Consider the following 23,642-nt stretch of genomic DNA (forward strand, 5'->3'; position numbering starts at 1 on the left):
TGTCTACTACTTAAAAATCGAACTCTGCCGCAATAGCTTCGCCTGTTTCCATTTCACGCACAATTCCGTAGTTTGGCAAGTATAATACGTTGATCTTCGTGCCTTCACCGCCATTACGTCCCTTACCTATTTCGATAATTCCTTCGCCATTTAACGAGTCAATTCCGAAAGTATTCGCCGCGTCCTCTAGCACGCTCTTCGTCTTCTTAATTTCCGCGCGTTTAGGGGCGCATAGAAGTCGGTCGCCTTCTTCGTCAGTGTCTTCGCGAGTTTCCTCCGCCTGGGTTACGATGTGAATGACGCATTTCTCCGAGCCTGCTATACGCCGTATGCGCTTGGAAGTATTCGCTACGTCACCGCCTGCCACCTTCGAAGTATTTGCGTCAAAGTCCATTAAATATATCGGATCTACTAGAACTACATCAGCTTTAGTCGCTTTAATATCCGCGTGTAATTGCCTTGTATCACGCTCTAGGAAGTCGCTGTCGTCCGCCGCACGCAAGATGATATTACCGGGTAGGATTTCTCCGTTTGCGAGCTTCGTTATGAATACGCGCAAACCTTCTTCGTAACCTTCCGATAATTTACCGGATAGCAGCGCTCTATTTTCGAAACCAACCTCATAGTCTACGCCGTCTATTTTCTCGATTGTTCCGCTGACTCGTGCGCTGATTGTCGAATAGGCTCGCGCCATCCATTCGAAGCGCGACATTTCCATCGCCCAAACAAGCACAGTTGCGCCTTGAAACGCTGCCTCGATTATTTCTTCCATAGTAAATACGGATTTACCGCGCCCTGAACGACCGTACCACGTATACATATTACCGCTGAAATAGCCGCCTATTTGTCCGTTAATTAGCGGAAACTTAGACTTCCATAACTTGAACGAACGACCTTCCTTGCGTTCAATATATTCGTCTAAGAATTTCGAGCCGTCCGCTTTAATGTCCGTTCCTGTCTTAGTTCGAACGCTTGTTCTTAGTTTAACCTTTTCAAGCTCCGGTTGCAAGTAATCATTTATGAAACTTTCGATAGACATTTCGTTAAGATTTCGTTCAAACTTTCCTTCCGCAAACCAACTAGCGACTATTTGTCTGCCGGTTTCTCTCTTAATTTCGCGCGCAAGGTATTCGTAATGATCGGTCACGCCTGGTATATATTCGTAGCCCGGCACTTCCGTCGTGACTAGCGCATAGCTTGGCGCTTGCCCTCCGTTCCTGGACGCATATTCCTGTATGAAACGGTAAGTATTGCGGTCAACTTCCGAAGGCATGTCGTCGAGCGTAATGTTATAGCGCGTTAGAATGTCGTATGCGTTTTCCTCTATGACGCGATTAAGCAGTAGTTTTGCGTGTTCCATTCGTTAGTCACCGTCCTTTATAGCTATAATCTCCGCCTCAATTTCGCCAATACGCGCCGCATAGAAGCCGTCTTCGTCACCTACCGCCCGTGCCTTCGTCGCATTGTCCGTCCATTCATCTAGCAGTACGTCAATGCGCGCCTCGCGTATCGCCGCTAACGTTGCTCGCGACTTGGGCGTGAGTGGTATATTTACGGTAATTCTATTATCGTCTTCGCCGCCGAACCACGGCGCAAACATTACGGAAATACCGCCGCCGTACTTTTCGGGCGCTGGCTTGTCCGCTAAGAATGCGTCGGCTTCGTCTTTAGTTGCGACGAGCGTAACGTCCTCGATATATGCAAGCACTAACCTTTCCGTGTGCGCGCAAGTCAAGTCGAGCATGTACTCGGTTTCCGTCGGTTCGTTCTCATATTCGAATATTTGCGTTTGTCTGCCGGTCACGCGGAAGTAATAGCCGTCGTAGTCCTCGACCGTTACGATATCGCCAAAGTTTATTTTTTCGATCATTGCCATATATTGCGCCTCCCTTTCGTTTGCCAAAACTGCGCCGCGTAGCGATAGCCTTCGCGATAGCCTACGTTATAACCGTCTTGCTTGCCGATTTCGTACGCGATTTTAATAGTTACGAGAATTGCTGCAATCCACACAATCATTTCCAACATTATCGCCGCCCCCTTTTTGACGCGCCAGTGAAGTGCATGTCGATACATTGATCGCGTATACGGTCGTAAAGCCGCGCATCAAATACGCCAGTTAAGTCCGCCATTGGCAAGTTGGACGTATATACCGTCGGCAGTCCGTTAGTCACGCGGTAGTTAATGACGGCGTGCAAGTACGCGCGAAAAGCCTCCGTAGCTCCCCTTATGCCAATGTCGTCAAGCACGGCAAACGGCGCTTGCTGTACGCGTTTAATGCGCTCGGCCAGCCGCTTCATGCCTGTTTCGTCTGACGTCATTGTCGCGAGGTTGTAGTCCGTTTGAAAGGCGTTCACGTCAAAGAATATTGCGCTCACCTGCGCGGGCTGCATGCCGCGTTTAATTGCCCCTAGATAGCTCGCAATAAGCCATTCATTAAGTAGCGCGCTCGCCGTCGTTGTCTTGCCGGTGCCGGGCGATTCCGACCAAAGGTAGAGCGACTTAATGCGCGGGCTATCACCAAACTGCCGCTCGAATGTCGGCACGTATCGCTCGGTCAAAGTTTCGTAAATTTGCCGCTGATCCTTGCGCGCGGGCGACGTGTTTAACGTAATGCCGCGATATTCCGCGGGCAGTCCCGACACGCCAACCCGTCCGCCGTTACCGTTTAAGCCGTTTAAGGCTATCGCGTGCTGGCAGTGCGGCGCGCAAGACTTACAGCCGCCGCGTTTGTAGTCGTTTAGTATGCACGTCATTTTAACGCCTCCGTTCCGTCTAATATACGTACCTCTCCGACTTCTATTTTTGCGCGGCAGCACACGCTTACGTATTTCGTTGGATTACGCAATAGTCTCGGGCAATCGCTGTCCCACTTGCTTCCGCATTTAGAACATTCGCAATCATAGAATTCTCCGACCTTTAGTAATCCAGTTGACGGCGCGTCACGCTTCTTTAATTCCGCTTCAAACTCTGCCTGCCCGTCGTCAAACGGTCTACATAATCGGTGCATTGCGTAATGAACGCATTCATGTCGTATTACTGCCTTTATAACGCAATCTGCCGCATACTTTAACATAAAGCCGGCTATTTCTATGTGCGATTCTTCTTCGCCGTAATACACATAACGCGCCATTGACCGCGTGAGTCGATTATTCCGCTTGATCGGTTCAACCATTTCCATACCGTAACTATTGCGTAAGAACTCACGTGCGTATTCCGTTATTTGATCTAGCGTCATTCCGCGTCCCCCTTTCGCCAGTAATCGTCTTTCTTTATTCCGAAGAACATTTCAGTAACACTCCGCTTGCCTGGTAAATAACGATTAGTCGCACTAATTGCAATTGGAATTGTCACGATATTAACGAACGGGATGAATACTGAGAATATGTCCAAAACTTCCGGCTCCTGCCTACTAATAACGCAAAATCTACGAATGAGAATCCACGTAAACACCGCAGGTACTACGTAGGTAATTATTACTATTATTAGCGTGACCATTCCGCTCACCATCCTTCATATTCCGCATAATCTTGCGCTTGGGCTGCGTGTGCCTTACGCCTTTCCTGCGCCATTTCTTCCGCTAAGATACGCTGCCATTCGTGCTTGCGGTACGTCCACATAAATCCGAACGACGTGCCCGGCCATTCGCGCGTTGGCTTGTAGGACGCAAAGGTATCGTCAATGAAGCGCTTGACCGCCGCATTGCTTGCCGTGCGTGGACGCGGTTCCTTGCGCGATTGCGTGCCGATCAGTACGCCTAGTATGCCTTGCTCCGTCCGCCAGCCGCGCATTGGTGCGTAGGGTATGCCGAACATGGCGACGTGCTTGTCCGTTAGGTACGCGCAAAAGCTGCTGACATTCCAAGTTTCTAGCGGACGATTGCGCCAGTCTTTCGCTGGTGCTAGTTTAGGCTTCGCTGACATTCGAATGTATCTCCTTTCATTTCACGCTTGAAGCGCCACTCTGCGTAATCGTACGACCATTTCCTACGTATTGATCCGCATTTTACGCACCCATAAACGTCGCGTCCACCGAATACGTAGACTTTAACAGTCCTCCAATGATGGACGCATGTTAACCGTTTAATCATACCCGCTCAACCTCCGTCCCCAAGTTCTTTTCAATCGCGTCATATGCGAAGTCCTTATGCTGTTGATTCGCGAGTCTGCGCGTCGCCCATAGCGCAATTGACGTCATGTCTTCGTAAGACGTGTGCAACTCGTTTATATACGCCTGCCTACTTCTTGCGACTTTAAAGCACCTTTCGTGCGCTTGTTCTGCGTATTTCAATCGTTCATTCTCCGCAAGTAAACGGTGATATTCCTCTACGCTAATTGTCGCCACTACTTTCGAAGTTTCTGCGTCATATATAAGAACTTTATCCTTCGCCGTCATTCCTTAGCGCCTCCTTCGCCCGTCGTCTTACTGATTCATCCATACTTCGCATGTATTCATAGAAGCCGCTCACATCGACGCAGCTTTGTATTCGACCGCCAATCGTCGGCGTAATGTCATGGCGCGTTCCGTAATTAGCCAAGTCAGTTAAAACTTCTTGCAATCGCTCAACCTCCGCAAGTAGTGCGGGAATGTCCTCGCGCGCCAACATGTCCCTCGCCGCCATGACTCTTACATCTTCAAGGATATTTCCGTCAGCATCCTCCGCCCGCTTGCGGATTTCCTCGATCTTTTCCTGCGTTAATCGATCACTCATTCCGATTCCCCTCCAATTTTAAATTCGTATACGTTTACGTACCCGTGACATTCCGCAGCCTCGCGGTCAAGATTCGCGCGGGTTCTAATATCGTCGGTGTTAATTCCATAGTGTTGAGCCAATCGTTGAATTTCATCATGTTCGCGTAGTTCCTCGATGGTGAGTTGTAGTGCGTATGCCGTTGCGCAAATCATACGGATTGCTTGTTGACGCGAACTAACTTCAACATCTCGTGATTCAGTCGGCACGGTAATTGGTTCGCTCATTCCGTTTCCTCCTTTAACCTCGCTCTTAATACGCTTTCCGCAATACATAAGCGCTCGCCCGTCGCAATATCTTCGAGTATGAATTTCGGCTCGGACAGCGCAATACGCCCGGTATGTGTGCGCCCCATAGACGCAACCGCCGTAATGACTTTGTGCGCCTTCCCGTCGATTAAATACGTTTCGCCCGGATTTATTGCTTGCATAACGTTACCTCCTTGTTTAAAAGCGTTTGCGCCATTGTTTTAGCGCGCCTAGCCGCCTGCCCTAGCGTTTATACCTCCGTAGCCCACAACGCGTTTAACTCCGCGCGAAAGGCTTGTAATTCAGCGAGCAGTCCGCGTACGTCCGTGTCCGGTCCGCTGTGCATTGCGTGTTTTAGCACGCCTTCGAGTGCCGCCGGTATTGACGTATAGTACTTGCCGATGCTGCGCCATTCCTGGCGTATTGCGGTGTCGTGTTTTGCCGGGTTAAATGCGGGCGATTTCGTTGGGTCGACCGTTACCCGCTGCTCAATCTGAATATTGTCCGCGTCAAGGGCTAGGCGATAGTTTGTATCGTTGATTGTTACGATGCGTTTTGTCATTCCGCGTTCACTCCTTCGATTTTAATGTCAAGAATATCGAGCGTCCTACTTACGCCAGTTAGAATCCCCAAGTCGAATGAAAGTCGATCACTGTCGTATTCATCTTTTATTCTTTTGTAATAATCGCGCACCTTTTCTTCCGACGTCTTTTCTACGGTGTATCCGACGACTAGTGCGCGCATCAATACATCCATTTCAGTCTTAGTATCGTACAGCCACGCCTTAATTACGTTGCCATTACGTGTGCCGTGCGTACTTATTACGTCATCTAGTACGCTGTAATCTGTATAACCTCTCTTGCGTAATGTTTCGACCGCCTCCGCAACCTCGCGCGGTACTACTACTTTTTCGATTGTCATTCCGCCTCACTCTTTCATGTAGATTTCTTTAACAGACCCATCCGCGTAGAATATCCTCGCGTCAGGAATTGTCCATCCCCATTCATCCGCATGATACTGCGCATACAATACGATATTATTTTCAAATTTATCCGCCGTACTTACCCGCGGATTAAATGACCATACACCAGACATCGCTTGCGTCCCCGAGTACCACCTATCTCCACAGCAATCACAGTCAATTCCCCTCTCAACCCCGTCGAAGTATATACCCATTTCCTGCGCTTTCTCGTCCGCATCTTCTGCCGAAATTGCTTCGATGAGTACGCGATGACAAATTTTATCATCAACGTCGAAGCCTCCGCCTGAGTTATTCTGCTGGTACTCGTAAAAATTAGTATCTTTTTCGATTGTCATAACTTCGTCCACTCCTTTGTATGTTTATCGTGTGTTTTCACCGTGTATTTGCGCTTGTAATGACGCCCCTATGTGTTTATACCCTAAAGCGCTAGAACGGCGTGTGCGACGTAAAATGACAGCGCAATAGAGTACCTTGCTTACACGCCCATCAAACGCAACTCAACGTCTTGGCGTGAACCTATTAGTCGTCGCTCGGAATCGTAATTGATTCGTCGTGGCGTACTCCGCTCGTTTGAATTGCGTTGGACGGGCGCGTGGTGCCGCCGGGCCGCCGCTTTCTTTTGCTTTAGTTTTCTTTTATTCTTTTAAAAGACTTGGCGCGCCAGTGATATGATTGCGTGTATCTTTTAATAGATAGATAGCGAGGAAACTTGTTTCCGAGCAACGGTCTTGATCTTGTCTTTTCCCTTTGCGCGCTATCTTTAGTTTAGTTAACTATAAGTATAGATAACAGTAAGTATAGTTAGTCTGTCCTTTCTGTCACCCCGAGGCTGTCAAAAACGACAGTGCCGGGCTGTCAATTACGACAGGGCTACGTCTAGTAATACGTATTGATTCGATGCTTGAAAACCTCGCTTGTCCGTCCGTTTTCTAATGTCGATATAACCTGCGTCTTTCAACGCCTGCAAAGAACGCCTAGCCACACGCTCACTACATCTTGCCTTTTGCGCAATCTTCTCGACGCTCGGGTATGATGTTTTGTCGTTGTTGTCCGCGAACATACATAGTACCGCGTACACCGCAATGTCCACCGGCTTTTGGAGCGCCGTGTCTTTATCGACTACATCGCGCGTCATTAGAAAGAACGGACGCTCGCGAAAATCTATGACCGGTTTTTCTTCTTGCGTCATCTTACCGCCCTCCTTACGCTCTTTCATCGTTCAGCGCGCCAATGTACGCCTTAATCACGAAGTATGCCGATACTGCGAAGTAAACCGCAATTACCGCCTTGCCAAATAGTGTCATCCCGTTTGCACCTCCTTACTAGCTATATCGTTTGAAATCGACAAGTGCGGAGTTATTTGCGTAAATGAACCTAAAGACCTACGCCATAAACGCAAAAAAAAGACCCCGCGCAATTAAGCGTAGGGTCGTGTTACTTCCTATATAGATGCGCGGCTATTCACGCAAGGCAGGCGCAAGCCACGTTTCGGCGTGTACTAACTTATCCTCAACGCGCGTATACGTAAACTTCGCGACATTGCCGGCGCCTTCCTTCATTATGCCGGGCAGTTCCCAAAATATGGTCAATTCGCTAATGTCGGCGTCTTGCGTTAGCTCTCCCGCAATTGCGTCGCTGTATTTCGTGATGACGCGCACAGACGACTTGTGGCCGCCCGTTGCGTCGTAAACCAAATAAGGCAATACTACGTCGTTATTGTCGGTTATGGACGACACTGACACGCGTTTAAGCTCTAATGCGTCGATCCGTTCCTCTACTGTCTTTACGGCTTCTGCTTGCGGCGCTACGGGCTTCTCCGGCTCCGCTGCCGTGCCGTCGTCCATTGCCGCACCTATTGCGCCTAGTATTGCAGTCAGACCTATAAACGCTACCAAGTAAAACCACCAGCGCTTGTAAATCGGTTTTTTCATGAAGTTACCTCCTATATTCGTATATACTTATCGTACCAATTATTTGAAAACTTATCAATATATTAACGGCGTTTCAATATCCGCTTAACTGGTGAATATTTATTGTGTTGCGCGCGAACATGCTCCGTTTCCATCTGAACGTATTTTCGCGTCGTTTCAATGTCCGCGTGATCCACGATCTTTTGTAGCGTAAACAAGTCGCCGCCATTCAGCAGGTAATTGCGACAAAAAGTGTGGCGAAACATGTGCGGACTTAGGCGCGAGAATCCTAAACGTTTCTTACGTCTATTCAAACGAGTCCTAAACGCGCCAGCCGTGAATGGTTCTCCATATGCGTTATGAAATATATACGGCGAATCACCGAAATAGCCGCAGGATTCTTCGTGTAGTTGGCGCAATAACTTAGCTACTTCACGGCTTAACGGTACTTCGCGCATACGTCGATTCTTAGCGACTTGCGACGGCACGTATACTGTGTTCAGTCGAAAGTCTACGTTATCTACCGACAAGCTGACCGCCTCGGCAATCCGCAATCCAGTATCTAGCAGTAGCATAACGAGTACCTTGTCGCGCCATTCTGCGAAGTTATTGACGTCATAGGACGCAATTAATTGATCTATCCCATCATCCGAAATGCCTGGAACTTCTTCGTATGTGTCACCGACTACGTTCTTAACGTTCTCCATCGCGTTATGCTCCGTGATACCTTCCCTCGCCCAAAAACGACACATTGTACGCAATGTTCGTAGCCGTATATTGATGGTATTGACGGACAACCCAATTCGCGTGTCTTGGCGCCCTTCCGCGCCTTCGTAGCGTGGTTTCTCCGTCCGCAAATAAGTTATATAGCCGCGAATAACCTCCGACGACAAGTCGTTCACAAGTATGTCGCGCCAACCGAGTTTAGTTCGCAGATATTCGGATAAATAACGAATATGCTCGCGGTAATTGTCGACCGTGCGCGGCCGCACACCCTCCGCTTCCTTTGCGTGTATAAAAGCGTTTAGTGCTTCGTCAAGTGTTTCGTTTGAGTTCGAAGGTTCGCCGTACATGCCTTCGAATCGTTTGCCAATAAAAGTACGTTTCAACGCGTTTACACCTCCGTTAATGTTACACGGATTCCGCCGAAACAAGACATACGGCTTACGCGCTAATCTGCGTGACACTGCCTCTAAGTCAACGAGTGACGAATCGTTAATAAACCGCGGTGTAATGCGATTTGTAGAGCGATAACGTCCCAGGCAGGAATCGAACCTGCGACCTACAGCTTAGGAGGCTGTTGCTCTATCCCCTGAGCTACTGAGACAAAATAAGTACTTTCCTATTATAATAAATGTCTTTCCAAGGAGCAATCCCTTTGCTTCACTCCCTTACTTTTTCTCCACGTATATTTTATCAAACACAAACCCACACTACATGCAAAATGACAGTTGGGGTGAAAAGTTATGGATCGTGTTGAACGCAAAGTAACGAAGCGCAACGAGATTCGGATGCGTAATAAGATGGCAGCTGAGGCTGCTAACGAATTTGCGACCCTCGGTGATTATCGGGAAGCGCTGAAGGATACGTATCAAAAAGCAGAAGAGCAACGAAAACACAACAAGCAAAAATAATAGCCATCCAGCGGACGCGTACTTCGCTGGATGGCTATTTTACTTCTTTTATTAGAATGTAGAAAGTAAGAATACCATTACAATCGCCACAATAATAATTGTAATGACCGTGATTGGTAAAAGTACCACAATCACTGCTTTCCAGGTCGCCATTTCATGCATTTCTGCAAGCGCAGCTACGAGAGCCACTACTGACCAGACCGTAACGACAGCTGTGATAGCGACAGAAATAAACAGCCATATCGCTTGTAAAATAGAAAACTCATAATCAGATGTGAACATCCCGTTCCCGATAATGAGCAAATCAGGGATCCATAATACACCAAGCATTATGAAAATAACGTTGGAAACCGTTACCGCCATCATTGTCGCACGGAACTCTCCACTGCCGCGGAACATTTTTGATAGCAGATGCAATATGCCGCCTCCGACATATAAGGAGAGTAGCCCTCCTATTGGACCTAAAATTAGCGACAACAAGAAAATAATACCTATTGACATCGAGTCTCCGACATCATTACCAGAAGCTTGATCTAACGTATTAAAAACACCTGAAATCATTGCAAAAATCAGCGCAAACTTGACTGTCTTGTTTTCATAAAGATAGCGTGCCGTTTGCCGAGGATGCAGCCAAACCGATTTCCAAATGTTAAGCGGTTTTTGTTCGTTTCCATTTTGTTGTTCAATTGTAACCATTTTATACCCTCTCTCTTTTGAAACTATATGTACTTCTCTATTAGCTTATACGAATAGATCGTAATATAGTTTCATAAAAAACTGAGATTAGTTGTCATCCAGTCCTTTACCCATTCCTCTGAGAAAATCCAATCCGTATTTAATGGACCGATTAATGTGAGGGTCGTTAAGTGCAGTCATTAGCTGAAAGATTGATACTTTATCATTGTTCCCTTCAAATAACTCCGCTTCTTGCACTCCTCTTGATACACTCTTTTTCAATTTCTCAGTCACTTCAGGGTCAATGGTAGTTAAAATGCCGGTCATGTTCATAATATTGTTTAATAGATTCGTAACAGGTTCGCGTGATGCTTGTGACACCGCGATTCCAGCAATTTCATCCTTTGCTTTTACCATGGCATTTACCGCATCAAGAACACCCGCTTTGTCCAACTCGGCTGTCAGTTCAAGAATCTTATTCATCGATTCTTGTTGGTCGGCGATAACCGCTTGTAGTTCTTGAATTTTAGCTTGTTGCTGTTGTTCGGGTGTCAGTTCGACCCGTTTGATTTTCGTAATTGGAGCAGCCATTTAACTCACCCTTTCTCCACGTGATCGGTAAGATGCGCATAGCCTGGTCGTGCCCATTTGCGCTCCACTTCTACCCCGTCTTGCGGATGGCGTTTTTTGTTTCGGTGGTTTGTTGCAGGCAATGGATTATCCACTCGTTCTTTCAACACTTCCATTCTCACTTTCGCTTGTTTGAAAGCAGGTGTATTCGTTCGTTGGTCTACTGCTGTCCCCGTCAAGAAATTAATGGCGGATTCTTTTTCGACAGAGTTCATCGGCAAAAATAACTCGTTGCCCTTCACGCGATCTGTAACGAGTGCCGGTAGGCGTAATGCGCCATGTGGAGAGATCAGTCGTACCATCGATCCACTGACGACACCTCGTTCTTTCGCAAGTTGTGGTGACACTTCGACAAATATTTCAGGAACTTTTTCTTGAATTCCTGCAGATTTGTTCGTTAAGTTCCCTTCATGGAAATGTTCCAACAACCGGCCGTTGTTAATATGCAAGTCAAATTCATCGGAATACACGACAGGTTCTACCCAATCGGACAATGCAAAACGCGCTTTTTTATCCGGGAAGTTGAAACCATCTGTATATAAGAGTGGCGTACTTGCGCCATCATGACTTCCCCAGAAAAAGCTGTCCCAGTCCTCTAGGTTCGTATAGTCCGCTTGACTGAACAGTGGTGCCAAACTTGCCATCTCTGCAAAAATGTCTCCTGGATGTGAATAATTCCAGTCTGCTCCTAAACGATTGGCCACTTCTTGGATGATCCACCAATCCGCTTTCGCATCACCTAACTCTGGTAACGCTTTATACAACCGTTGGACCCGTCTTTCCGTATTTGTAAAGGTTCCATCCTTTTCCAATGAAGGGACGGCAGGCAAAATAACATCTGCATAACGCGCTGTGCGTGAGAAAAACAAATCTTGTACAACTAAGAACTCCAGTTTGGACAACACATCATGGACATGATTCGCATTGGAATCCACAAGTGCCATATCCTCCCCGACAACGTACATGCCTTTCATAATGCCTTCGTCTACGGCATGCAACATTTGAATGTTGTCTTTCCCAGGTCGATCCCCAATTTTCACCCCATATGCACGCTCAAATTTCGCTCGAGCTGCATCATCTGTAACGTGTTGGTAACCTGGCAACCAACCTGGCAGCGTCCCCATATCACAAGCACCTTGCACATTGTTATGCCCGCGAAGTGGATAAGCTCCTGCACCTGGTCGACGGTAGTTGCCTGTTGCGAGTAATAAGTTGGAAATAGCGGCAGACGTATCCGAACCGCCTGTATTTTGCGTGACACCCATTCCCCACAAAATACACGTTCCATCAGCATCGCGAATCATTTCGGCTGTTTGGATGAGCTTTTCTTTGGATACCCCAGTTACATGCTCCGCAAAATCGAGCGTGTACTTCTTCAGCACTTCCTTGAATTCACCAAAATGATTGACGTTCTCTTGAATGAATGCAGCGTCATGCCAGCCTTTGTCAATCATGTATTTCGTTACAGCCATAAGCCATACTTGGTCAGTCCCTTGCTTCGGACTGATAAAAATATCGGAACGATCGGCCATTTCGTGCTTGCGCAAGTCTGCGACAATCAATTTTTGGCCATGCAATTTATGTGCACGTTTCACACGAGTTGCCAGTACAGGATGACCTTCTGCCGGATTCGCACCAATTATAATGACTAGACCAGCGCTAGCAATATCCTTTATTGTACCGGCATCTCCACCCATACCGACTGTCCGGAAAAGTCCATCGGTTGCGGGTGACTGACAATAACGGGAACAGTTGTCGACATTATTCGTTTTAAACACTTGCCTTGCCAATTTTTGAATGACGTAATTCTCTTCATTCGTAATTTTTGAAGATGAAATGACGCCGATACTGTCTTCGCCATTCTCTTTATGAATGGTCCCTAATCGTTCTGCTACGAGATCTAACGCTTCTTCCCATGTCGCTTCGACAAACGAATCCCCTTGTCGGATTAATGGTGTCGTAATCCGCTCTTTGCTGTTCACGAAATCCCAACCGAACTTCCCTTTCACGCACGTCGAAATGGCGTTTACAGGCGCTTCAGATACAGGCTGGATTTTAAGGATTTTACGGTCTTTCGTCCACACTTCAAATGAACAACCGACACCACAGAACGTACAAACCGTCTTCGTTTTCTTTGTTCGGGTATCACGCATCGCTGCTTCCGCATCCGAAATCGCCATAATACCGCTATAGCCCGGCTCAACATCTTTAACGAGTTCAATCATCGGACTCAACACTTCGTCTTTTAAGCCAGTCATGAAACCCGCTTCTCCTAACATGGATTTCTCCATTAAGGCATTACACGGACAGACCGTCACACAATGACCGCACCCTACGCAGGATGAATCATTGATTTTAGCGCCGCCATCCCACAGTACGATCGGTCGCTCCCTCTCCCAATCCATACTTAGTGTTTCATTCACCTGTAAATTTTGACAAACCTCTACACATTGCCCACATGCAATGCATTGATTTGGATCGTAACGATAAAACGGATGTGTAAAATCCACACTGTCTTTTGAACACTTCGGCTCATAAGGATACTTCTGTTCCTCAATGCCCATCATGTCGACTGTGTTATGTATTTTACAGTTCCCGTTGTTGTTGTCGCACACCGTACAGTACAACAAATGATTTTCCAAAATACGATCCATCGCTTCCGTTTGTGCAGCTTTCGCTCGTGTTGATGCTAACAACACGTGCATCCCCGGTTCAGCTTTTGTTGAACACGCACGTGTCAAGCTTCCGTTTACTTCGACAATACACGTGTCACATGTTTCGATTGGGTCCACTTCAGGCAAGTAACAAATTTGCGGATGTTCGATTTTCAGCGCATTAATTACTTGTAAGATCGTCATGCCCTCCGTAAACGGATACTTGACGCCATCAATGTTAATGAACACGTTAACGCCTCCTTTGCAAAATAAAAACCACCATGACAAAACACACCTGATAGGCAGGTGGGATTGCGTCATGGTGGAAGAGTCTCCTAGCAGGTCTTGCTAAATAACCGATCCAAATGTAAAGTAATGACATGATAAGGCTACAGCAGGTTCGTACTCTAGCATCATCGTTAGTAGTATTATAGTCCATATAATTTGAAAATACAATGCATTTAAAAATTTATTGAGTGAGTATTCTATATTTTAGAAAAGGAGTACGATTCATGTCCAAGCAAGTACATGATTTCAATGCAATCATCCGTAAACTACGAAAAGATTTATTCGGAAAAGGTCCGGATCGCATTCATACCATTTTTGTCGACAATATGGTCATCTCCACATTGTATGGCAATTTGACACCGACGGAAAAATTCATTGCCCGAACAACCGAAGGAAAAGAGATGATCCATATGGCACGAACCAAAATGATTCAAGAAGTCTATTTGGAGTCTCCACCTGAAGGCTTGGAAGACGTTGTAGGTGCTAAATTTGTCCATTTGTTTTCGGATATTAAAATCGAAGATGACATTGCCGTTTCAGTATTTTTATTTGACAGAACGATCGAATGAAGGAGGCAAATCGATGGAAAAGACACATAAACAACAAATATGGCGCTTTACAAATGGCCAGTGGGAAGTGAAAGAAGACACGATTGCGACTGAATTTCCTGTTACAGTAAAGTTGAATGGCAAAGAATTATTGACCATCGTCTGCACCCCTGAGTTTATTGAGGATATGGTCATCGGTTTCCTTGCCTCTGAACGCATCATCATTGATTACAATGACATTCAAGACATTCGTGTGGATGAAGCTCTTGGCATCGTGCATGTAACGACGAGCAAAACCTTTCCCTTCTTCGAACAACTGCAAAACAAGCGGTATATTACCTCTTGCTGCGGCATGAGTCGACAAGGATTTGTATTCGCTAATGATGCGCTAACCGCGAAACAAATGACTGAACAAACAGTGACACTCCAACCTGCACATTGCTTTCAACTCATGAAAACTTTAAATGAACAAGCAGACTTGTTTCATCAAACAGGTGGTGTGCATATTGCAGCGCTGTGTGATACAGATGGATTTTCGGTGACACGCATGGACATTGGAAGACATAATGCACTGGATAAGATTTATGGACATTGTATCCAAAATTCAATTTCAGTCCGTAACAAAGTAATCGTCTTCAGCGGCCGCATTTCTTCAGAGATTTTGCTGAAAGTTGCAAAAATCGGCTGTGAGATTGTTTTATCCAAATCCGCACCGACTGAACTTGCAATTCAACTAGCAGACGAGTTAGGTATTACAGCAGTTGGCTTCATTCGCGGCCAATCATTTAATGTATATACGCACCCTGAACGAATTCACACACTATAAAAAACTCTCTAAAAATTGTTCGTGACAAATGAGTTTCTTGGTGGTACGATGTCTGAAATGTGACAGAATTATGTCTCCTGTCTACAAGAATTCTACATCAAACTTCATAGAGTATCATTTTTTCATAAAACAAACACTTCAGGAGCGAACGATGTCACATGATTCATTCCGAAGGGAGAGTTAGCAATTGAAAGGTAAAAAAGTGAAGAACAGATGGTTGATCGCCGCATCTGCAGTCGGGATCCACATTTCCATCGGATCGGTGTATGCATGGAGTAATTTTACAAATCCGCTCATTGAACAATTCGGTTGGTCCACAAGTCAAGTGCAGTTGACCTTCAGCTTAGCAATTCTATTTCTAGGCTTGTCTGCAGCATTCCTTGGACATTTCGTGGAGAAGTATGGACCCCGAAAAGCCGGATTGTTTGCGGCGATTTGTTTTGGGATTGGTGTCATGGGTGCAGGTGTTGCAGTTAGCGCAGGCTCGCTCCCGCTACTCTATATTTTCTATGGTGTATTAGGGGGAATCGGCTTAGGGGTCGGTTATATTGCACCTGTTTCAACGCTCGTAAAGTGGTTTCCAGATAGACGCGGACTTGCAACGGGACTAGCTATTATGGGCTTCGGATTTGCCGCGGCAATTAGTAGTCCGATCATGGAAGCACTCATTACTTCTGTAGGACTACAAAATACTTTTTACATTCTCGGTGCATCTTATTTTATCATTATGATTCTCTCCTCATTGTATCTTGAAAAACCGGAAGAAGGATGGTTGCCAGCAGGATATGATGCGAAACTTAAGAGTGGAAAAGTGGAACCAAAAACCGATTTAGCACAGCTCACAGCAAACGAAGCCGTAAAGACAAAGCGTTTTTATTATTTGTGGCTCATGTTGTTCATTAACGTAACGTGCGGCATTGCCATTTTGTCTGCTGCTAAACCGCTAGCCATCGAAAGTATCGGCATGACAACGATTCAGGCGGCTGCACTTGTTGGGGTGTTGGGACTCTTTAATGGGGCTGGTCGATTAGGTTGGGCGTCTATTTCCGATTATCTTGGTAGGCCGCATACGTATACAACATTTTTTGCCATCCAGATTATTTTGTTTGCTCTATTGCCTTTCACGACAAATGCACTGTTTTTCCAAATCATGCTCGCTGTCATTTACACATGTTACGGCGGAGGATTTGCTTGTATCCCTGCATACATCGGTGACATATTCGGAACGAAGCAACTCGGAGCAATCCATGGATACATTTTAACCGCATGGTCGGCTGCAGGAATTGCAGGTCCGATGTTTGCAGCTTGGATGAAAGATACGACGGGTAGTTACGAAAGCAGTCTGTTATTTTTTGCCGGTTTGTTTGCAGTCGCGTTAATCATTTCAATTTTAATACAAGTGGATATTAAGAGAGTGAGAGCGAATCAAAAAGAAATCACGGCAAAAGGTATGCAACCTGTTAAAAATCTTTAAGTTTTCAACTTTGAACAATCTACTTAAGTAAAAATGTAAGCGATCACAGGATCATCCCGACCAAACTTTAACGGAATTTGTTGAAGTTTGGTTTATTTTTATCATATGTATTTTCCGCACAAACTTGGGCATTCCTAAAGCAAAATTCATAGAGGGAGAACGATATGAAACGTCTACTCTTTTTAGTTTGCTTAACATTAGGCAGCCTCCTCATCTCCTTAACAAGTTTTAAACCGTCTACAACAGAACAACTTACGATTCCTGTCAGTAAAAATCAGCAAACCTTACACGAGAAGATAAAAGATTACGCAGAAACACATAATGAACAACCAATTGACGCAGTCATTGATCGCGTTTGGAAAGCAATACCTGGTTACAATGGTCTGTTCATCGATGTCGATCAAAGTTTCAAACAAATGGCTTCTGCGAATCAATTCGACAAAGAGTTACTCATTTATAAAGAAGAACGACCTGCTGTTACACTAGCTGATTTACCGCCCTCCCCCATTTTTAAAGGAAATCCAGAGAAAACGATGGTCGCTTTTTTAATTAACGTCGCATGGGGCAATGAATTTATCCCACCCATCCTGAAAGCACTGGAAACACATGACGTAAAAGCAACGTTTTTCTTGGACGGGAGTTGGACAAAAAATAATCCTGAAATGGCAACAATGATTTTTGCTCAAGGGCACGAAATTGGCAACCATGCTTTCACCCACCCTGATTTAGCTCAATCGTCGCTCGACAAAACAAAAGAAGAACTCCACAAAACGAATGAAGTCATTCAAGAAACAATCGGTGTTAAACCCAAATGGTTCGGTCCACCAAGTGGAAGCTTCAACCAGCAAACAGTCGACGTTGCTCGTCAGTTAGACATGTATACAGTTTTATGGACAATCGATACGGTTGACTGGAAGCAACCTGAAACGGCTCCTATGGTAAATAAAATCGTAAATGGAGTGGAAAATGGTTCGATGGTTCTCATGCATCCGACAAAACCGACTGCCGAAGGGATGGATGAAATGATTCGACGCATTAAAGAAAAAGGATTATCCATCGGGACAGTTTCTAATCTACTCAGTGAACAAAGGATGGAAACACCCGAATCTGCAAAGAATTTTATTCCATGAGAATATCGATAAGGTCATTACGTACTCTCCAAATAAAAAGGAAAAGTGTGATTGAGTCTGTTCAATCCACTTTTCCTTTATTGCTATTCTGCAAACTTACTCACTTTCTTTTTTATAGTTCTCCCAAAATGTTGCATTTTTAATCCCGAGCTTTTTAGGATCAAATACGGAATCCAACCCCAGTTTCTTTTGTTGCTCGTAATCTTTTAATGCTAGCAATGCTGGTCTAGCTAAAATTACAATTGCTATGACGTTCAACCATACCATAATGCCAAGACCAACGTCACCAAGTGCCCATGCTAGTTCAGCTGTTCGAACGGTACCCCAAAAAGTTGCAATCAAAATAACAATTTTTAAAATGAACATAACGGATTTTGTATTCCGTTTGCGGAACAAGTAAGCGATGTTCGTTTCTGCAATGTAGTAATACGCCATAATCGTTGTAAAGGCGAAAAAGAATAATGCTATCGCTACGAAACCTGCACCAAATCCGGGTAGAATACTGTCGACTGCTGCTTGCGTATAGCCAGGTCCTTGCTCCACACCTTCCAAATTATGCACGATAAAACCTTTCCCATCTTCCGTTTGCGTGTTATACATACCAGTAAAGAGAATCATGAAAGCGGTTGCAGAACAAACGAAGAGTGTGTCAATATAAACCGAGAATGCTTGCACAAGTCCTTGTTTTGCCGGATGGGAAACCTCAGCCGCCGCTGCTGCATGTGCACCAGTCCCTTGACCTGCTTCATTCGAAAATACCCCGCGTTTAACTCCCCACATAATCGCCATCCCGATGATTCCACCAAAAGCAGAATCTAACGCAAAAGCACTTTTAAAAATTAATGCAATTACTTCAGGAAGAAGTTGTATATTCATTGCGATTATAACAATCGAAAAAATCATATAGCCAATCGCCATGAAAGGGACAAGTATTTGTGCCGTTGAAGCAATTCGTTTCACGCCACCTAAAATGATAAAACCTAATAACGATATAATGACGATGCCCGTGAGCCATGGTGGTATATTGAATGCATTATCCATTCCTGCAGCGATGGAATTTGATTGCACCCCTGGCATTAGTATCGCCATCGCAATTAAAGCTGCAATGGCAAACAGCATGCCAAACCATTTCCAACCGATGCCACGTTCAATAAAATACGCAGGGCCTCCACGATATTGGCCGTCTTGTTTCACTTTGTAAATTTGCGCAAGCGTAGACTCTACGAACGCACTGGATGCACCGATAAACGCAATTGCCCACATCCAAAAGACCGCTCCTGGGCCTCCATAAAAAATTGCTGTCGCCACACCTGCAATATTCCCTGTACCGACCCGCCCAGATAAGGCGATCGATAACGCTTGGAACGAAGAAACACCTGCTGCAGAACTTTTCCCTTTAAACATGAGCTTAACCATTTCTCGAATATGCCGCACTTGCAAAAATCGAGTCAACACAGAAAATACGAGCCCCACACCGAGAAGAATGTAAATGACAGGCGTACTCCATAAAATTGCATTCAATCCATTGACAATGTTCTCCATTCAATTCCCCCATTTCATGACGTACTGATCTTGCGACTAACTTATGAATCTTATATTGATAATATACAATTATCTGATTATAGTAAAGCGCTATATTTTCCGACTGTAAACGACAAAAACCAAGCACCCCTTTTATCGGAATACTTGGTTTTACATTGTCTACTTTTCAACATGCACAATTTATTGCATCGCAGCAAATTCTTTATCCGAACATAATACAAAATGCTCGGGTGCAACTTCCCTAAATTGTACATTTTCATTTGGACCGTATTGATGGTCTGCCGGATTGTACGATTTTCTCACGCGTGTCCGCTCGTAGTTCGGATCCGGTAGCGGAATCGCCGACAACAATGACTGCGTATAAGGGTGCCTTGGGTTTTTATACAACTCTTCAGCAGGTGCCATTTCGACTAACTTTCCGAAATACATAACACCGATTCGATCGGAAATGTATTTTACCATCGACAAATCATGCGCGATGAATAAATACGTTAACCCTTTTTCTTTTTGCAAGTCTTTTAACAAGTTGACGACTTGTGCTTGAATCGACACATCGAGTGCTGAAATCGGTTCGTCGGCAATAATGAATTCAGGATTTACAGCAAGTGCTCTCGCAATCCCAATCCGCTGACGTTGTCCACCAGAGAATTCATGTGGATAGCGGTCTGCGTGTTCCTTATTCAGACCGACCGTTTCCAATAGTTCAACGACTTTCTGTTTCCGTTCTTTCGCATTTTTCACAAGACCATGAACGTCCAGGCCTTCTGCGATAATATCGAGTACCTTCATACGCGGATTCAAGGATGCATACGGATCTTGGAAAATCATTTGCATTTTTTGATTCAAGGATTTTACTTCTGCTTTAGATTTATTGCCATGAACGCTTACTCCGTCATAGAGAACTTCTCCATCTGTTGCATCGTACAGTCGAATAATCGTTCTTCCAGTTGTCGACTTACCACAACCGGACTCCCCTACTAAACCGAATGTTTCCCCACGACGAATATCAAAACTGATGCCATCAATCGCACGCACTTCAGAAGGCTTCCCTACGTTAAAATACTGTTTCAAGTTTTTCACTTCGAGCAGTTTTTCTGTCATTATGCCTCACCTCCATGCGCTTGTTTGTAATACTTGCTTCCCTTGAACGTTTTCATACGCTCAATAATCGTTGCTGGTGGATCCACTTCAGGTGCATTTGGATGCAACAACCACGTTGCCGCATAATGCGTGTCACTCACTTTAAAGAATGGTGGCGCTTCTTCTAAATCGATTTGCAACGCATATTCGCTTCTTAAAGCAAATGCATCCCCTACTGGCGGGTTCAGCAAATCAGGCGGTGTACCTGGAATGGCATACAATTTCTCTTCAGATAATTCAAGTGAAGGCATGGAACTGAGCAATCCCCACGTATAAGGATGCTGAGGATTATAAAATATCTCATCCACCGTACCGACTTCAACAATTTTCCCACCATACATAACCGCTACACGATCCGCAACGTTCGCCACGACACCTAAATCATGTGTAATGAAAATGATGGACGTGTCGACTTTGTTTTGAATGTCTTTCATTAATTCCAAAATTTGCGCTTGGATTGTTACGTCCAAAGCCGTCGTCGGTTCATCCGCAATAAGCACTTTCGGGTTACAAGCAAGTGCAATTGCAATGACGATCCGTTGTCTTTGACCGCCGGAAAATTGGTGAGGATACATTTTGAATCGTTCTTCCGGATTAGGAAGTCCCACCATTCGAAGCAAATCGATGACAACTTCTTTCGCTTTTACTTTGCTCAATTTTTGGTGCTTTAATATCGGTTCCATCACTTGTTTACCGATTGTCATTGTCGGGTTCAAGGAGGTCATTGGGTCTTGGAAAATCATCGAAATGTCTTTTCCACGGATTTTTTGCATTTCTTTCTCTGACAACTTCGTCAAATCTTTGCCGTCAAACAAGATTTCACCATTTTTAAATTCAGAGCTACTTTCAGGTAACAGCCGCATAATAGATTTCGTCGTAACGGATTTACCCGATCCAGACTCCCCTACAATCGCTAACGTTTCCCCTTTTTTCAATTCGAAGTTGACTCCTCGAATCGCTTTCACTTCACCTGCAAACGTATGGAAGGAAAGCTCCAAGTCTTTTACTTGTAATATCGTTTTCATCTCGGCTTTCCTCCAATCAATCTTTCATTTTTGGATCAAGTGCATCTCGTAATCCATCACCAATTAAGTTGAACGCAATCATTAAAATACTAATAACTAACGATGGAAATAATAGTACATACGGTTGGAATTCCATCACTTTATATCCGTCGTTAATTAACGTCCCTAATGATGCATCAGGAGGTACTAACCCAATGCCGATGAAACTTAGAAATGCTTCAAAGAAAATCGCGCTCGGTATCGTGAACATCGTGTTAATGATGACAATCCCAAGGATATTTGGCAATAAATGCTTAGTAATAATTCGTCCATCACTTGCTCCTAATGTTCTCGAAGCGAGGACAAATTCCTGTCCTTTATACTTAAGGATTTGCGCACGGACGATACGTGACATGCCGATCCAGCCTGTTATCGATATGGCGATAATAATCGCAAGAATTCCCGGATCCATGATTAAAATCATTAAGATTACGACAATTAGCGTTGGAATACCAATCAGGATTTCAACGATTCGCTGCATCACGTCGTCTACACGTCCACCAAAATAACCGGAAATCCCACCATAAGCCACACCAATGACCATATCAATCAATGCAGCGACAAAAGCGATGAGCAAGGAAATTTGCGTACCTTCCCACAGACGCGTAAACAAGTCACGACCAAGTCCATCTGTACCGAACCAATAGTACTCGTCCACTTTTTTCAGTTCATAAAGATCGACTGTTTCTTGACCAAGTTTCCCATGTCCGTCAAAAATTCCGAGATGCTCGATACCAGGAATTTTCGGTGGCAAGTTCGCATGTCGAAGATTTTGTGCGTCCCCTTCATGTCCGCTCATTAACGGACCAACAAATGCCATGGCAATGAGTAAAATTAAAACAAAGATACTGACGACAGCCCCTTTGTTTTTACGCAAACGCAACCAAGCATCTTGCCAAAAGCTTAGACTAGGTTTTGCAATGCGCTCAGCTGAATCGCTGTCAATTGTAATTCTTTCAAACTTTTCCGGCGGTAATTGTTGTAGTTCTTTTTTCATTACCCTTTACCTCCAGACAAACGGATTCGTGGATCGATGATTCCGTAAAGAATATCTACAATGAAAATGATGAAAATCAGTAATGCTGAGAAGAACAGTGTTGTTCCCATGATTGTCGCAAAATCATTCGTCATAATAGATGAAACGAATTGTTCTCCGATACCAGGAATCGCGAAAATCTGTTCAACAACTAACGAACCGGTTACTAATCCAGCTGCTACTGGCCCTAAAACCGTAACAAGCGGAATGAGCGCGTTACGGAAAGCATGTTTGAAAGCAATTTCAAAACCGTTCGCACCTTTCGCTTTTGCTAATGTAATATAGTCAGAACTTAATACTTCAATCATTTCCGTTCGAATGAAACGTGCCGACAAAGCTAACGGCCCCATTGCCAATGCAATTGACGGTAAAATACTCGACTTCCATCCATCTTCCCAAAGTCCTACAGGTAGTAAATGCCATTCAGATGCAACCCAATATTGAAGAAGTGATGCAAATACGAATGACGGAATGGAGATTCCTAGAATCGCCAAAAACGTACTTCCATAATCCCAAAATGTGTTTTGTCTAAGTGCAGCGATCATCCCCAATAAAATTCCCGCTAACGTTCCAAAGACCATCGCTTGTGCACCAAGAATAAATGATGGTTTCACACGAGCTGCTAAAAGTTCGTTTACACTTTTGCCTTTAAATACAAATGACGTGCCAAGATCCCCTTTTGCAAGGTTTTTCATATAGATTGCATACTGAACAGGCTTCGGTTTATCAATTCCATACTTTTTCTCAACGATCTCCCGTTGTTGTTCATTCAGCTTGCTGTAAGAGGCGATTGGTGAGCCTGGTAGCGTTTGCATTAAGAAAAATGTCGTAGTCGCAATGAGGAATAACGTGAGAAACATATAAATGAGTCGCTTTCCAATATACTTAAGCACAGTGCACCTCCAAAATAGTTTTTATACATATACTTGTGAGTTGATTTACTACTTTGCACAGATCGAGTTATTTAAACTTCATTTATCTACAATCGAAAAAAACGATGTATTTTCATAAGTCATTTACTTATTTACTTTCAATCAATTCCCTTTTACTAAAAAGAGAGTATACGAGGTTGCCCATACATATACTCTCTCCTATTTAGTTCAACAAATAGTTT

At 44.7% G+C, this 23,642-nt stretch carries 30 protein-coding genes and 1 tRNA gene; 5 read left to right on the plus strand and 26 right to left on the minus strand.

What is annotated here, in order from left to right:
* Positions 1-10: 10 nt before the first annotated feature.
* The 18 genes from ACVHUV_RS13490 to ACVHUV_RS13575 form a co-directional block, all read right to left on the minus strand.
* Positions 11-1,360 (minus strand): AAA family ATPase, encoded by a 1,350-nt coding sequence (locus ACVHUV_RS13490; protein WP_462084934.1) that lies wholly within the window; start codon positions 1,358-1,360, stop codon positions 11-13.
* A gap of 3 nt (positions 1,361-1,363) precedes the next feature.
* A complete protein-coding gene (locus tag ACVHUV_RS13495) occupies positions 1,364-1,876 on the minus strand; it encodes a hypothetical protein (protein ID WP_462084935.1) in 513 nt (170 codons plus the stop codon).
* Entirely contained in the window at positions 1,867-2,025 is a 159-nt protein-coding gene (locus tag ACVHUV_RS13500; protein WP_462084936.1) for a hypothetical protein, read from the minus strand. Before ACVHUV_RS13500 ends, ACVHUV_RS13495 begins: the two co-directional genes overlap by 10 nt.
* The gene (locus ACVHUV_RS13505) at positions 2,025-2,753 is read right to left on the minus strand and encodes a P-loop NTPase family protein (RefSeq protein WP_462084937.1); all 729 of its coding nucleotides are present in this window, start codon (positions 2,751-2,753) and stop codon (positions 2,025-2,027) included. The genes ACVHUV_RS13500 and ACVHUV_RS13505 overlap by 1 nt, the downstream gene beginning before the upstream one ends.
* Positions 2,750-3,235, minus strand: coding sequence for a SprT family zinc-dependent metalloprotease (locus ACVHUV_RS13510; protein ID WP_462084938.1), 486 nt, complete (start codon positions 3,233-3,235; stop codon positions 2,750-2,752). The genes ACVHUV_RS13505 and ACVHUV_RS13510 overlap by 4 nt, the downstream gene beginning before the upstream one ends.
* On the minus strand, positions 3,232-3,390 hold the full coding sequence (locus tag ACVHUV_RS13515; protein ID WP_462084939.1) for a hypothetical protein: 159 nt from the start codon (positions 3,388-3,390) through the stop codon (positions 3,232-3,234). Before ACVHUV_RS13515 ends, ACVHUV_RS13510 begins: the two co-directional genes overlap by 4 nt.
* Positions 3,391-3,500: 110 nt before the next feature.
* The gene (locus ACVHUV_RS13520) at positions 3,501-3,920 is read right to left on the minus strand and encodes a hypothetical protein (RefSeq protein ID WP_462084940.1); all 420 of its coding nucleotides are present in this window, start codon (positions 3,918-3,920) and stop codon (positions 3,501-3,503) included.
* A 163-nt stretch (positions 3,921-4,083) separates the two neighbouring features.
* A complete protein-coding gene (locus ACVHUV_RS13525) occupies positions 4,084-4,392 on the minus strand; it encodes a hypothetical protein (protein ID WP_462084941.1) in 309 nt (102 codons plus the stop codon).
* Positions 4,376-4,708 (minus strand): hypothetical protein, encoded by a 333-nt coding sequence (locus ACVHUV_RS13530; protein WP_462084942.1) that lies wholly within the window; start codon positions 4,706-4,708, stop codon positions 4,376-4,378. The genes ACVHUV_RS13525 and ACVHUV_RS13530 overlap by 17 nt, the downstream gene beginning before the upstream one ends.
* Complete coding sequence (locus ACVHUV_RS13535) at positions 4,705-4,974, minus strand: hypothetical protein (protein ID WP_462084943.1); 270 nt, start codon at positions 4,972-4,974, stop codon at positions 4,705-4,707. Before ACVHUV_RS13535 ends, ACVHUV_RS13530 begins: the two co-directional genes overlap by 4 nt.
* The gene (locus ACVHUV_RS13540; RefSeq protein ID WP_462084944.1) at positions 4,971-5,177 is read right to left on the minus strand and encodes a hypothetical protein; all 207 of its coding nucleotides are present in this window, start codon (positions 5,175-5,177) and stop codon (positions 4,971-4,973) included. The genes ACVHUV_RS13535 and ACVHUV_RS13540 overlap by 4 nt, the downstream gene beginning before the upstream one ends.
* 68 nt (positions 5,178-5,245) lie before the next feature.
* A complete protein-coding gene (locus ACVHUV_RS13545) occupies positions 5,246-5,557 on the minus strand; it encodes a hypothetical protein (RefSeq protein WP_462084945.1) in 312 nt (103 codons plus the stop codon).
* On the minus strand, positions 5,554-5,916 hold the full coding sequence (locus ACVHUV_RS13550; protein ID WP_462084946.1) for a DUF1642 domain-containing protein: 363 nt from the start codon (positions 5,914-5,916) through the stop codon (positions 5,554-5,556). The genes ACVHUV_RS13545 and ACVHUV_RS13550 overlap by 4 nt, the downstream gene beginning before the upstream one ends.
* Positions 5,917-5,922: 6 nt before the next feature.
* Positions 5,923-6,312 (minus strand): DUF7296 family protein, encoded by a 390-nt coding sequence (locus tag ACVHUV_RS13555; RefSeq protein WP_462084947.1) that lies wholly within the window; start codon positions 6,310-6,312, stop codon positions 5,923-5,925.
* A 524-nt stretch (positions 6,313-6,836) separates the two neighbouring features.
* On the minus strand, positions 6,837-7,166 hold the full coding sequence (locus tag ACVHUV_RS13560; protein ID WP_462084948.1) for a helix-turn-helix domain-containing protein: 330 nt from the start codon (positions 7,164-7,166) through the stop codon (positions 6,837-6,839).
* 268 nt (positions 7,167-7,434) lie between these two features.
* Positions 7,435-7,908, minus strand: a complete 474-nt coding sequence (locus tag ACVHUV_RS13565; protein ID WP_462084949.1) for a hypothetical protein — start codon at positions 7,906-7,908, stop codon at positions 7,435-7,437.
* A gap of 62 nt (positions 7,909-7,970) precedes the next feature.
* Entirely contained in the window at positions 7,971-8,996 is a 1,026-nt protein-coding gene (locus ACVHUV_RS13570; protein ID WP_462084950.1) for a tyrosine-type recombinase/integrase, read from the minus strand.
* A gap of 145 nt (positions 8,997-9,141) precedes the next feature.
* A tRNA-Arg gene (locus tag ACVHUV_RS13575) sits at positions 9,142-9,214 on the minus strand.
* 139 nt (positions 9,215-9,353) lie between these two features.
* Here ACVHUV_RS13575 and ACVHUV_RS13580 point away from each other — a divergent pair.
* On the plus strand, positions 9,354-9,521 hold the full coding sequence (locus ACVHUV_RS13580; RefSeq protein WP_462084951.1) for a hypothetical protein: 168 nt from the start codon (positions 9,354-9,356) through the stop codon (positions 9,519-9,521).
* Between the two features lie 51 nt (positions 9,522-9,572).
* Here the strand turns inward: ACVHUV_RS13580 and ACVHUV_RS13585 are convergent, their stop codons facing one another.
* The 3 genes from ACVHUV_RS13585 to fdhF form a co-directional block, all read right to left on the minus strand.
* Complete coding sequence (locus ACVHUV_RS13585) at positions 9,573-10,217, minus strand: YIP1 family protein (RefSeq protein WP_462084952.1); 645 nt, start codon at positions 10,215-10,217, stop codon at positions 9,573-9,575.
* An 87-nt stretch (positions 10,218-10,304) separates the two neighbouring features.
* Positions 10,305-10,787 (minus strand): helical membrane plugin domain-containing protein, encoded by a 483-nt coding sequence (locus ACVHUV_RS13590; RefSeq protein ID WP_462084953.1) that lies wholly within the window; start codon positions 10,785-10,787, stop codon positions 10,305-10,307.
* 5 nt (positions 10,788-10,792) lie between these two features.
* On the minus strand, positions 10,793-13,801 hold the full coding sequence (gene fdhF / locus ACVHUV_RS13595; protein WP_462084954.1) for a formate dehydrogenase subunit alpha: 3,009 nt from the start codon (positions 13,799-13,801) through the stop codon (positions 10,793-10,795).
* Positions 13,802-13,992: 191 nt separating this feature from the next.
* On the opposite strand from fdhF, the gene ACVHUV_RS13600 reads away from it, so the two are divergent.
* From ACVHUV_RS13600 to ACVHUV_RS13615, 4 genes are all read left to right on the plus strand, one after another.
* Positions 13,993-14,337 (plus strand): Na-translocating system protein MpsC family protein, encoded by a 345-nt coding sequence (locus ACVHUV_RS13600; protein WP_371389638.1) that lies wholly within the window; start codon positions 13,993-13,995, stop codon positions 14,335-14,337.
* A gap of 13 nt (positions 14,338-14,350) precedes the next feature.
* Positions 14,351-15,142, plus strand: a complete 792-nt coding sequence (gene fdhD / locus ACVHUV_RS13605; protein ID WP_462084955.1) for a formate dehydrogenase accessory sulfurtransferase FdhD — start codon at positions 14,351-14,353, stop codon at positions 15,140-15,142.
* Between the two features lie 202 nt (positions 15,143-15,344).
* Positions 15,345-16,616, plus strand: a complete 1,272-nt coding sequence (locus ACVHUV_RS13610; protein ID WP_317944514.1) for an L-lactate MFS transporter — start codon at positions 15,345-15,347, stop codon at positions 16,614-16,616.
* A 164-nt stretch (positions 16,617-16,780) separates the two neighbouring features.
* The gene (locus tag ACVHUV_RS13615) at positions 16,781-17,746 is read left to right on the plus strand and encodes a polysaccharide deacetylase family protein (protein ID WP_462084956.1); all 966 of its coding nucleotides are present in this window, start codon (positions 16,781-16,783) and stop codon (positions 17,744-17,746) included.
* Positions 17,747-17,842: 96 nt separating this feature from the next.
* Here the strand turns inward: ACVHUV_RS13615 and ACVHUV_RS13620 are convergent, their stop codons facing one another.
* The 5 genes from ACVHUV_RS13620 to opp3b form a co-directional block, all read right to left on the minus strand.
* Entirely contained in the window at positions 17,843-19,288 is a 1,446-nt protein-coding gene (locus ACVHUV_RS13620) for an alanine/glycine:cation symporter family protein (RefSeq protein ID WP_462084957.1), read from the minus strand.
* A 180-nt stretch (positions 19,289-19,468) separates the two neighbouring features.
* Positions 19,469-20,389, minus strand: a complete 921-nt coding sequence (gene oppF, locus ACVHUV_RS13625; RefSeq protein ID WP_317946729.1) for an oligopeptide ABC transporter ATP-binding protein OppF — start codon at positions 20,387-20,389, stop codon at positions 19,469-19,471.
* Positions 20,389-21,453, minus strand: coding sequence for an ABC transporter ATP-binding protein (locus ACVHUV_RS13630; RefSeq protein ID WP_462084958.1), 1,065 nt, complete (start codon positions 21,451-21,453; stop codon positions 20,389-20,391). Before ACVHUV_RS13630 ends, oppF begins: the two co-directional genes overlap by 1 nt.
* 16 nt (positions 21,454-21,469) lie before the next feature.
* Positions 21,470-22,489, minus strand: coding sequence for an oligopeptide ABC transporter permease (gene opp3C, locus ACVHUV_RS13635; protein ID WP_462084959.1), 1,020 nt, complete (start codon positions 22,487-22,489; stop codon positions 21,470-21,472).
* Positions 22,489-23,421 (minus strand): oligopeptide ABC transporter permease, encoded by a 933-nt coding sequence (gene opp3b, locus ACVHUV_RS13640; RefSeq protein WP_317946723.1) that lies wholly within the window; start codon positions 23,419-23,421, stop codon positions 22,489-22,491. The genes opp3C and opp3b overlap by 1 nt, the downstream gene beginning before the upstream one ends.
* Between the last annotated feature and the right edge of the window lie 221 nt (positions 23,422-23,642).

The sequence above is a fragment of the Sporosarcina saromensis genome (assembly GCF_054901285.1).

Coding starts and splice junctions, on each gene's coding strand:
- ACVHUV_RS13490 (WP_462084934.1), bottom strand. CDS start 1,360: ATGGAACACGCAAAACTACTGCTTAATCGCGTCATAGAGGAAAACGCA.
- ACVHUV_RS13495 (WP_462084935.1), bottom strand. CDS start 1,876: ATGGCAATGATCGAAAAAATAAACTTTGGCGATATCGTAACGGTCGAG.
- ACVHUV_RS13500 (WP_462084936.1), bottom strand. CDS start 2,025: ATGTTGGAAATGATTGTGTGGATTGCAGCAATTCTCGTAACTATTAAA.
- ACVHUV_RS13505 (WP_462084937.1), bottom strand. CDS start 2,753: ATGACGTGCATACTAAACGACTACAAACGCGGCGGCTGTAAGTCTTGC.
- ACVHUV_RS13510 (WP_462084938.1), bottom strand. CDS start 3,235: ATGACGCTAGATCAAATAACGGAATACGCACGTGAGTTCTTACGCAAT.
- ACVHUV_RS13520 (WP_462084940.1), bottom strand. CDS start 3,920: ATGTCAGCGAAGCCTAAACTAGCACCAGCGAAAGACTGGCGCAATCGT.
- ACVHUV_RS13525 (WP_462084941.1), bottom strand. CDS start 4,392: ATGACGGCGAAGGATAAAGTTCTTATATATGACGCAGAAACTTCGAAA.
- ACVHUV_RS13530 (WP_462084942.1), bottom strand. CDS start 4,708: ATGAGTGATCGATTAACGCAGGAAAAGATCGAGGAAATCCGCAAGCGG.
- ACVHUV_RS13535 (WP_462084943.1), bottom strand. CDS start 4,974: ATGAGCGAACCAATTACCGTGCCGACTGAATCACGAGATGTTGAAGTT.
- ACVHUV_RS13540 (WP_462084944.1), bottom strand. CDS start 5,177: ATGCAAGCAATAAATCCGGGCGAAACGTATTTAATCGACGGGAAGGCG.
- ACVHUV_RS13545 (WP_462084945.1), bottom strand. CDS start 5,557: ATGACAAAACGCATCGTAACAATCAACGATACAAACTATCGCCTAGCC.
- ACVHUV_RS13550 (WP_462084946.1), bottom strand. CDS start 5,916: ATGACAATCGAAAAAGTAGTAGTACCGCGCGAGGTTGCGGAGGCGGTC.
- ACVHUV_RS13555 (WP_462084947.1), bottom strand. CDS start 6,312: ATGACAATCGAAAAAGATACTAATTTTTACGAGTACCAGCAGAATAAC.
- ACVHUV_RS13560 (WP_462084948.1), bottom strand. CDS start 7,166: ATGACGCAAGAAGAAAAACCGGTCATAGATTTTCGCGAGCGTCCGTTC.
- ACVHUV_RS13565 (WP_462084949.1), bottom strand. CDS start 7,908: ATGAAAAAACCGATTTACAAGCGCTGGTGGTTTTACTTGGTAGCGTTT.
- ACVHUV_RS13580 (WP_462084951.1), top strand. CDS start 9,354: ATGGATCGTGTTGAACGCAAAGTAACGAAGCGCAACGAGATTCGGATG.
- ACVHUV_RS13585 (WP_462084952.1), bottom strand. CDS start 10,217: ATGGTTACAATTGAACAACAAAATGGAAACGAACAAAAACCGCTTAAC.
- ACVHUV_RS13590 (WP_462084953.1), bottom strand. CDS start 10,787: ATGGCTGCTCCAATTACGAAAATCAAACGGGTCGAACTGACACCCGAA.
- fdhF (WP_462084954.1), bottom strand. CDS start 13,801: ATGACGCAATCCCACCTGCCTATCAGGTGTGTTTTGTCATGGTGGTTT.
- ACVHUV_RS13600 (WP_371389638.1), top strand. CDS start 13,993: ATGTCCAAGCAAGTACATGATTTCAATGCAATCATCCGTAAACTACGA.
- fdhD (WP_462084955.1), top strand. CDS start 14,351: ATGGAAAAGACACATAAACAACAAATATGGCGCTTTACAAATGGCCAG.
- ACVHUV_RS13615 (WP_462084956.1), top strand. CDS start 16,781: ATGAAACGTCTACTCTTTTTAGTTTGCTTAACATTAGGCAGCCTCCTC.
- ACVHUV_RS13620 (WP_462084957.1), bottom strand. CDS start 19,288: ATGGAGAACATTGTCAATGGATTGAATGCAATTTTATGGAGTACGCCT.
- oppF (WP_317946729.1), bottom strand. CDS start 20,389: ATGACAGAAAAACTGCTCGAAGTGAAAAACTTGAAACAGTATTTTAAC.
- ACVHUV_RS13630 (WP_462084958.1), bottom strand. CDS start 21,453: ATGAAAACGATATTACAAGTAAAAGACTTGGAGCTTTCCTTCCATACG.
- opp3C (WP_462084959.1), bottom strand. CDS start 22,489: ATGAAAAAAGAACTACAACAATTACCGCCGGAAAAGTTTGAAAGAATT.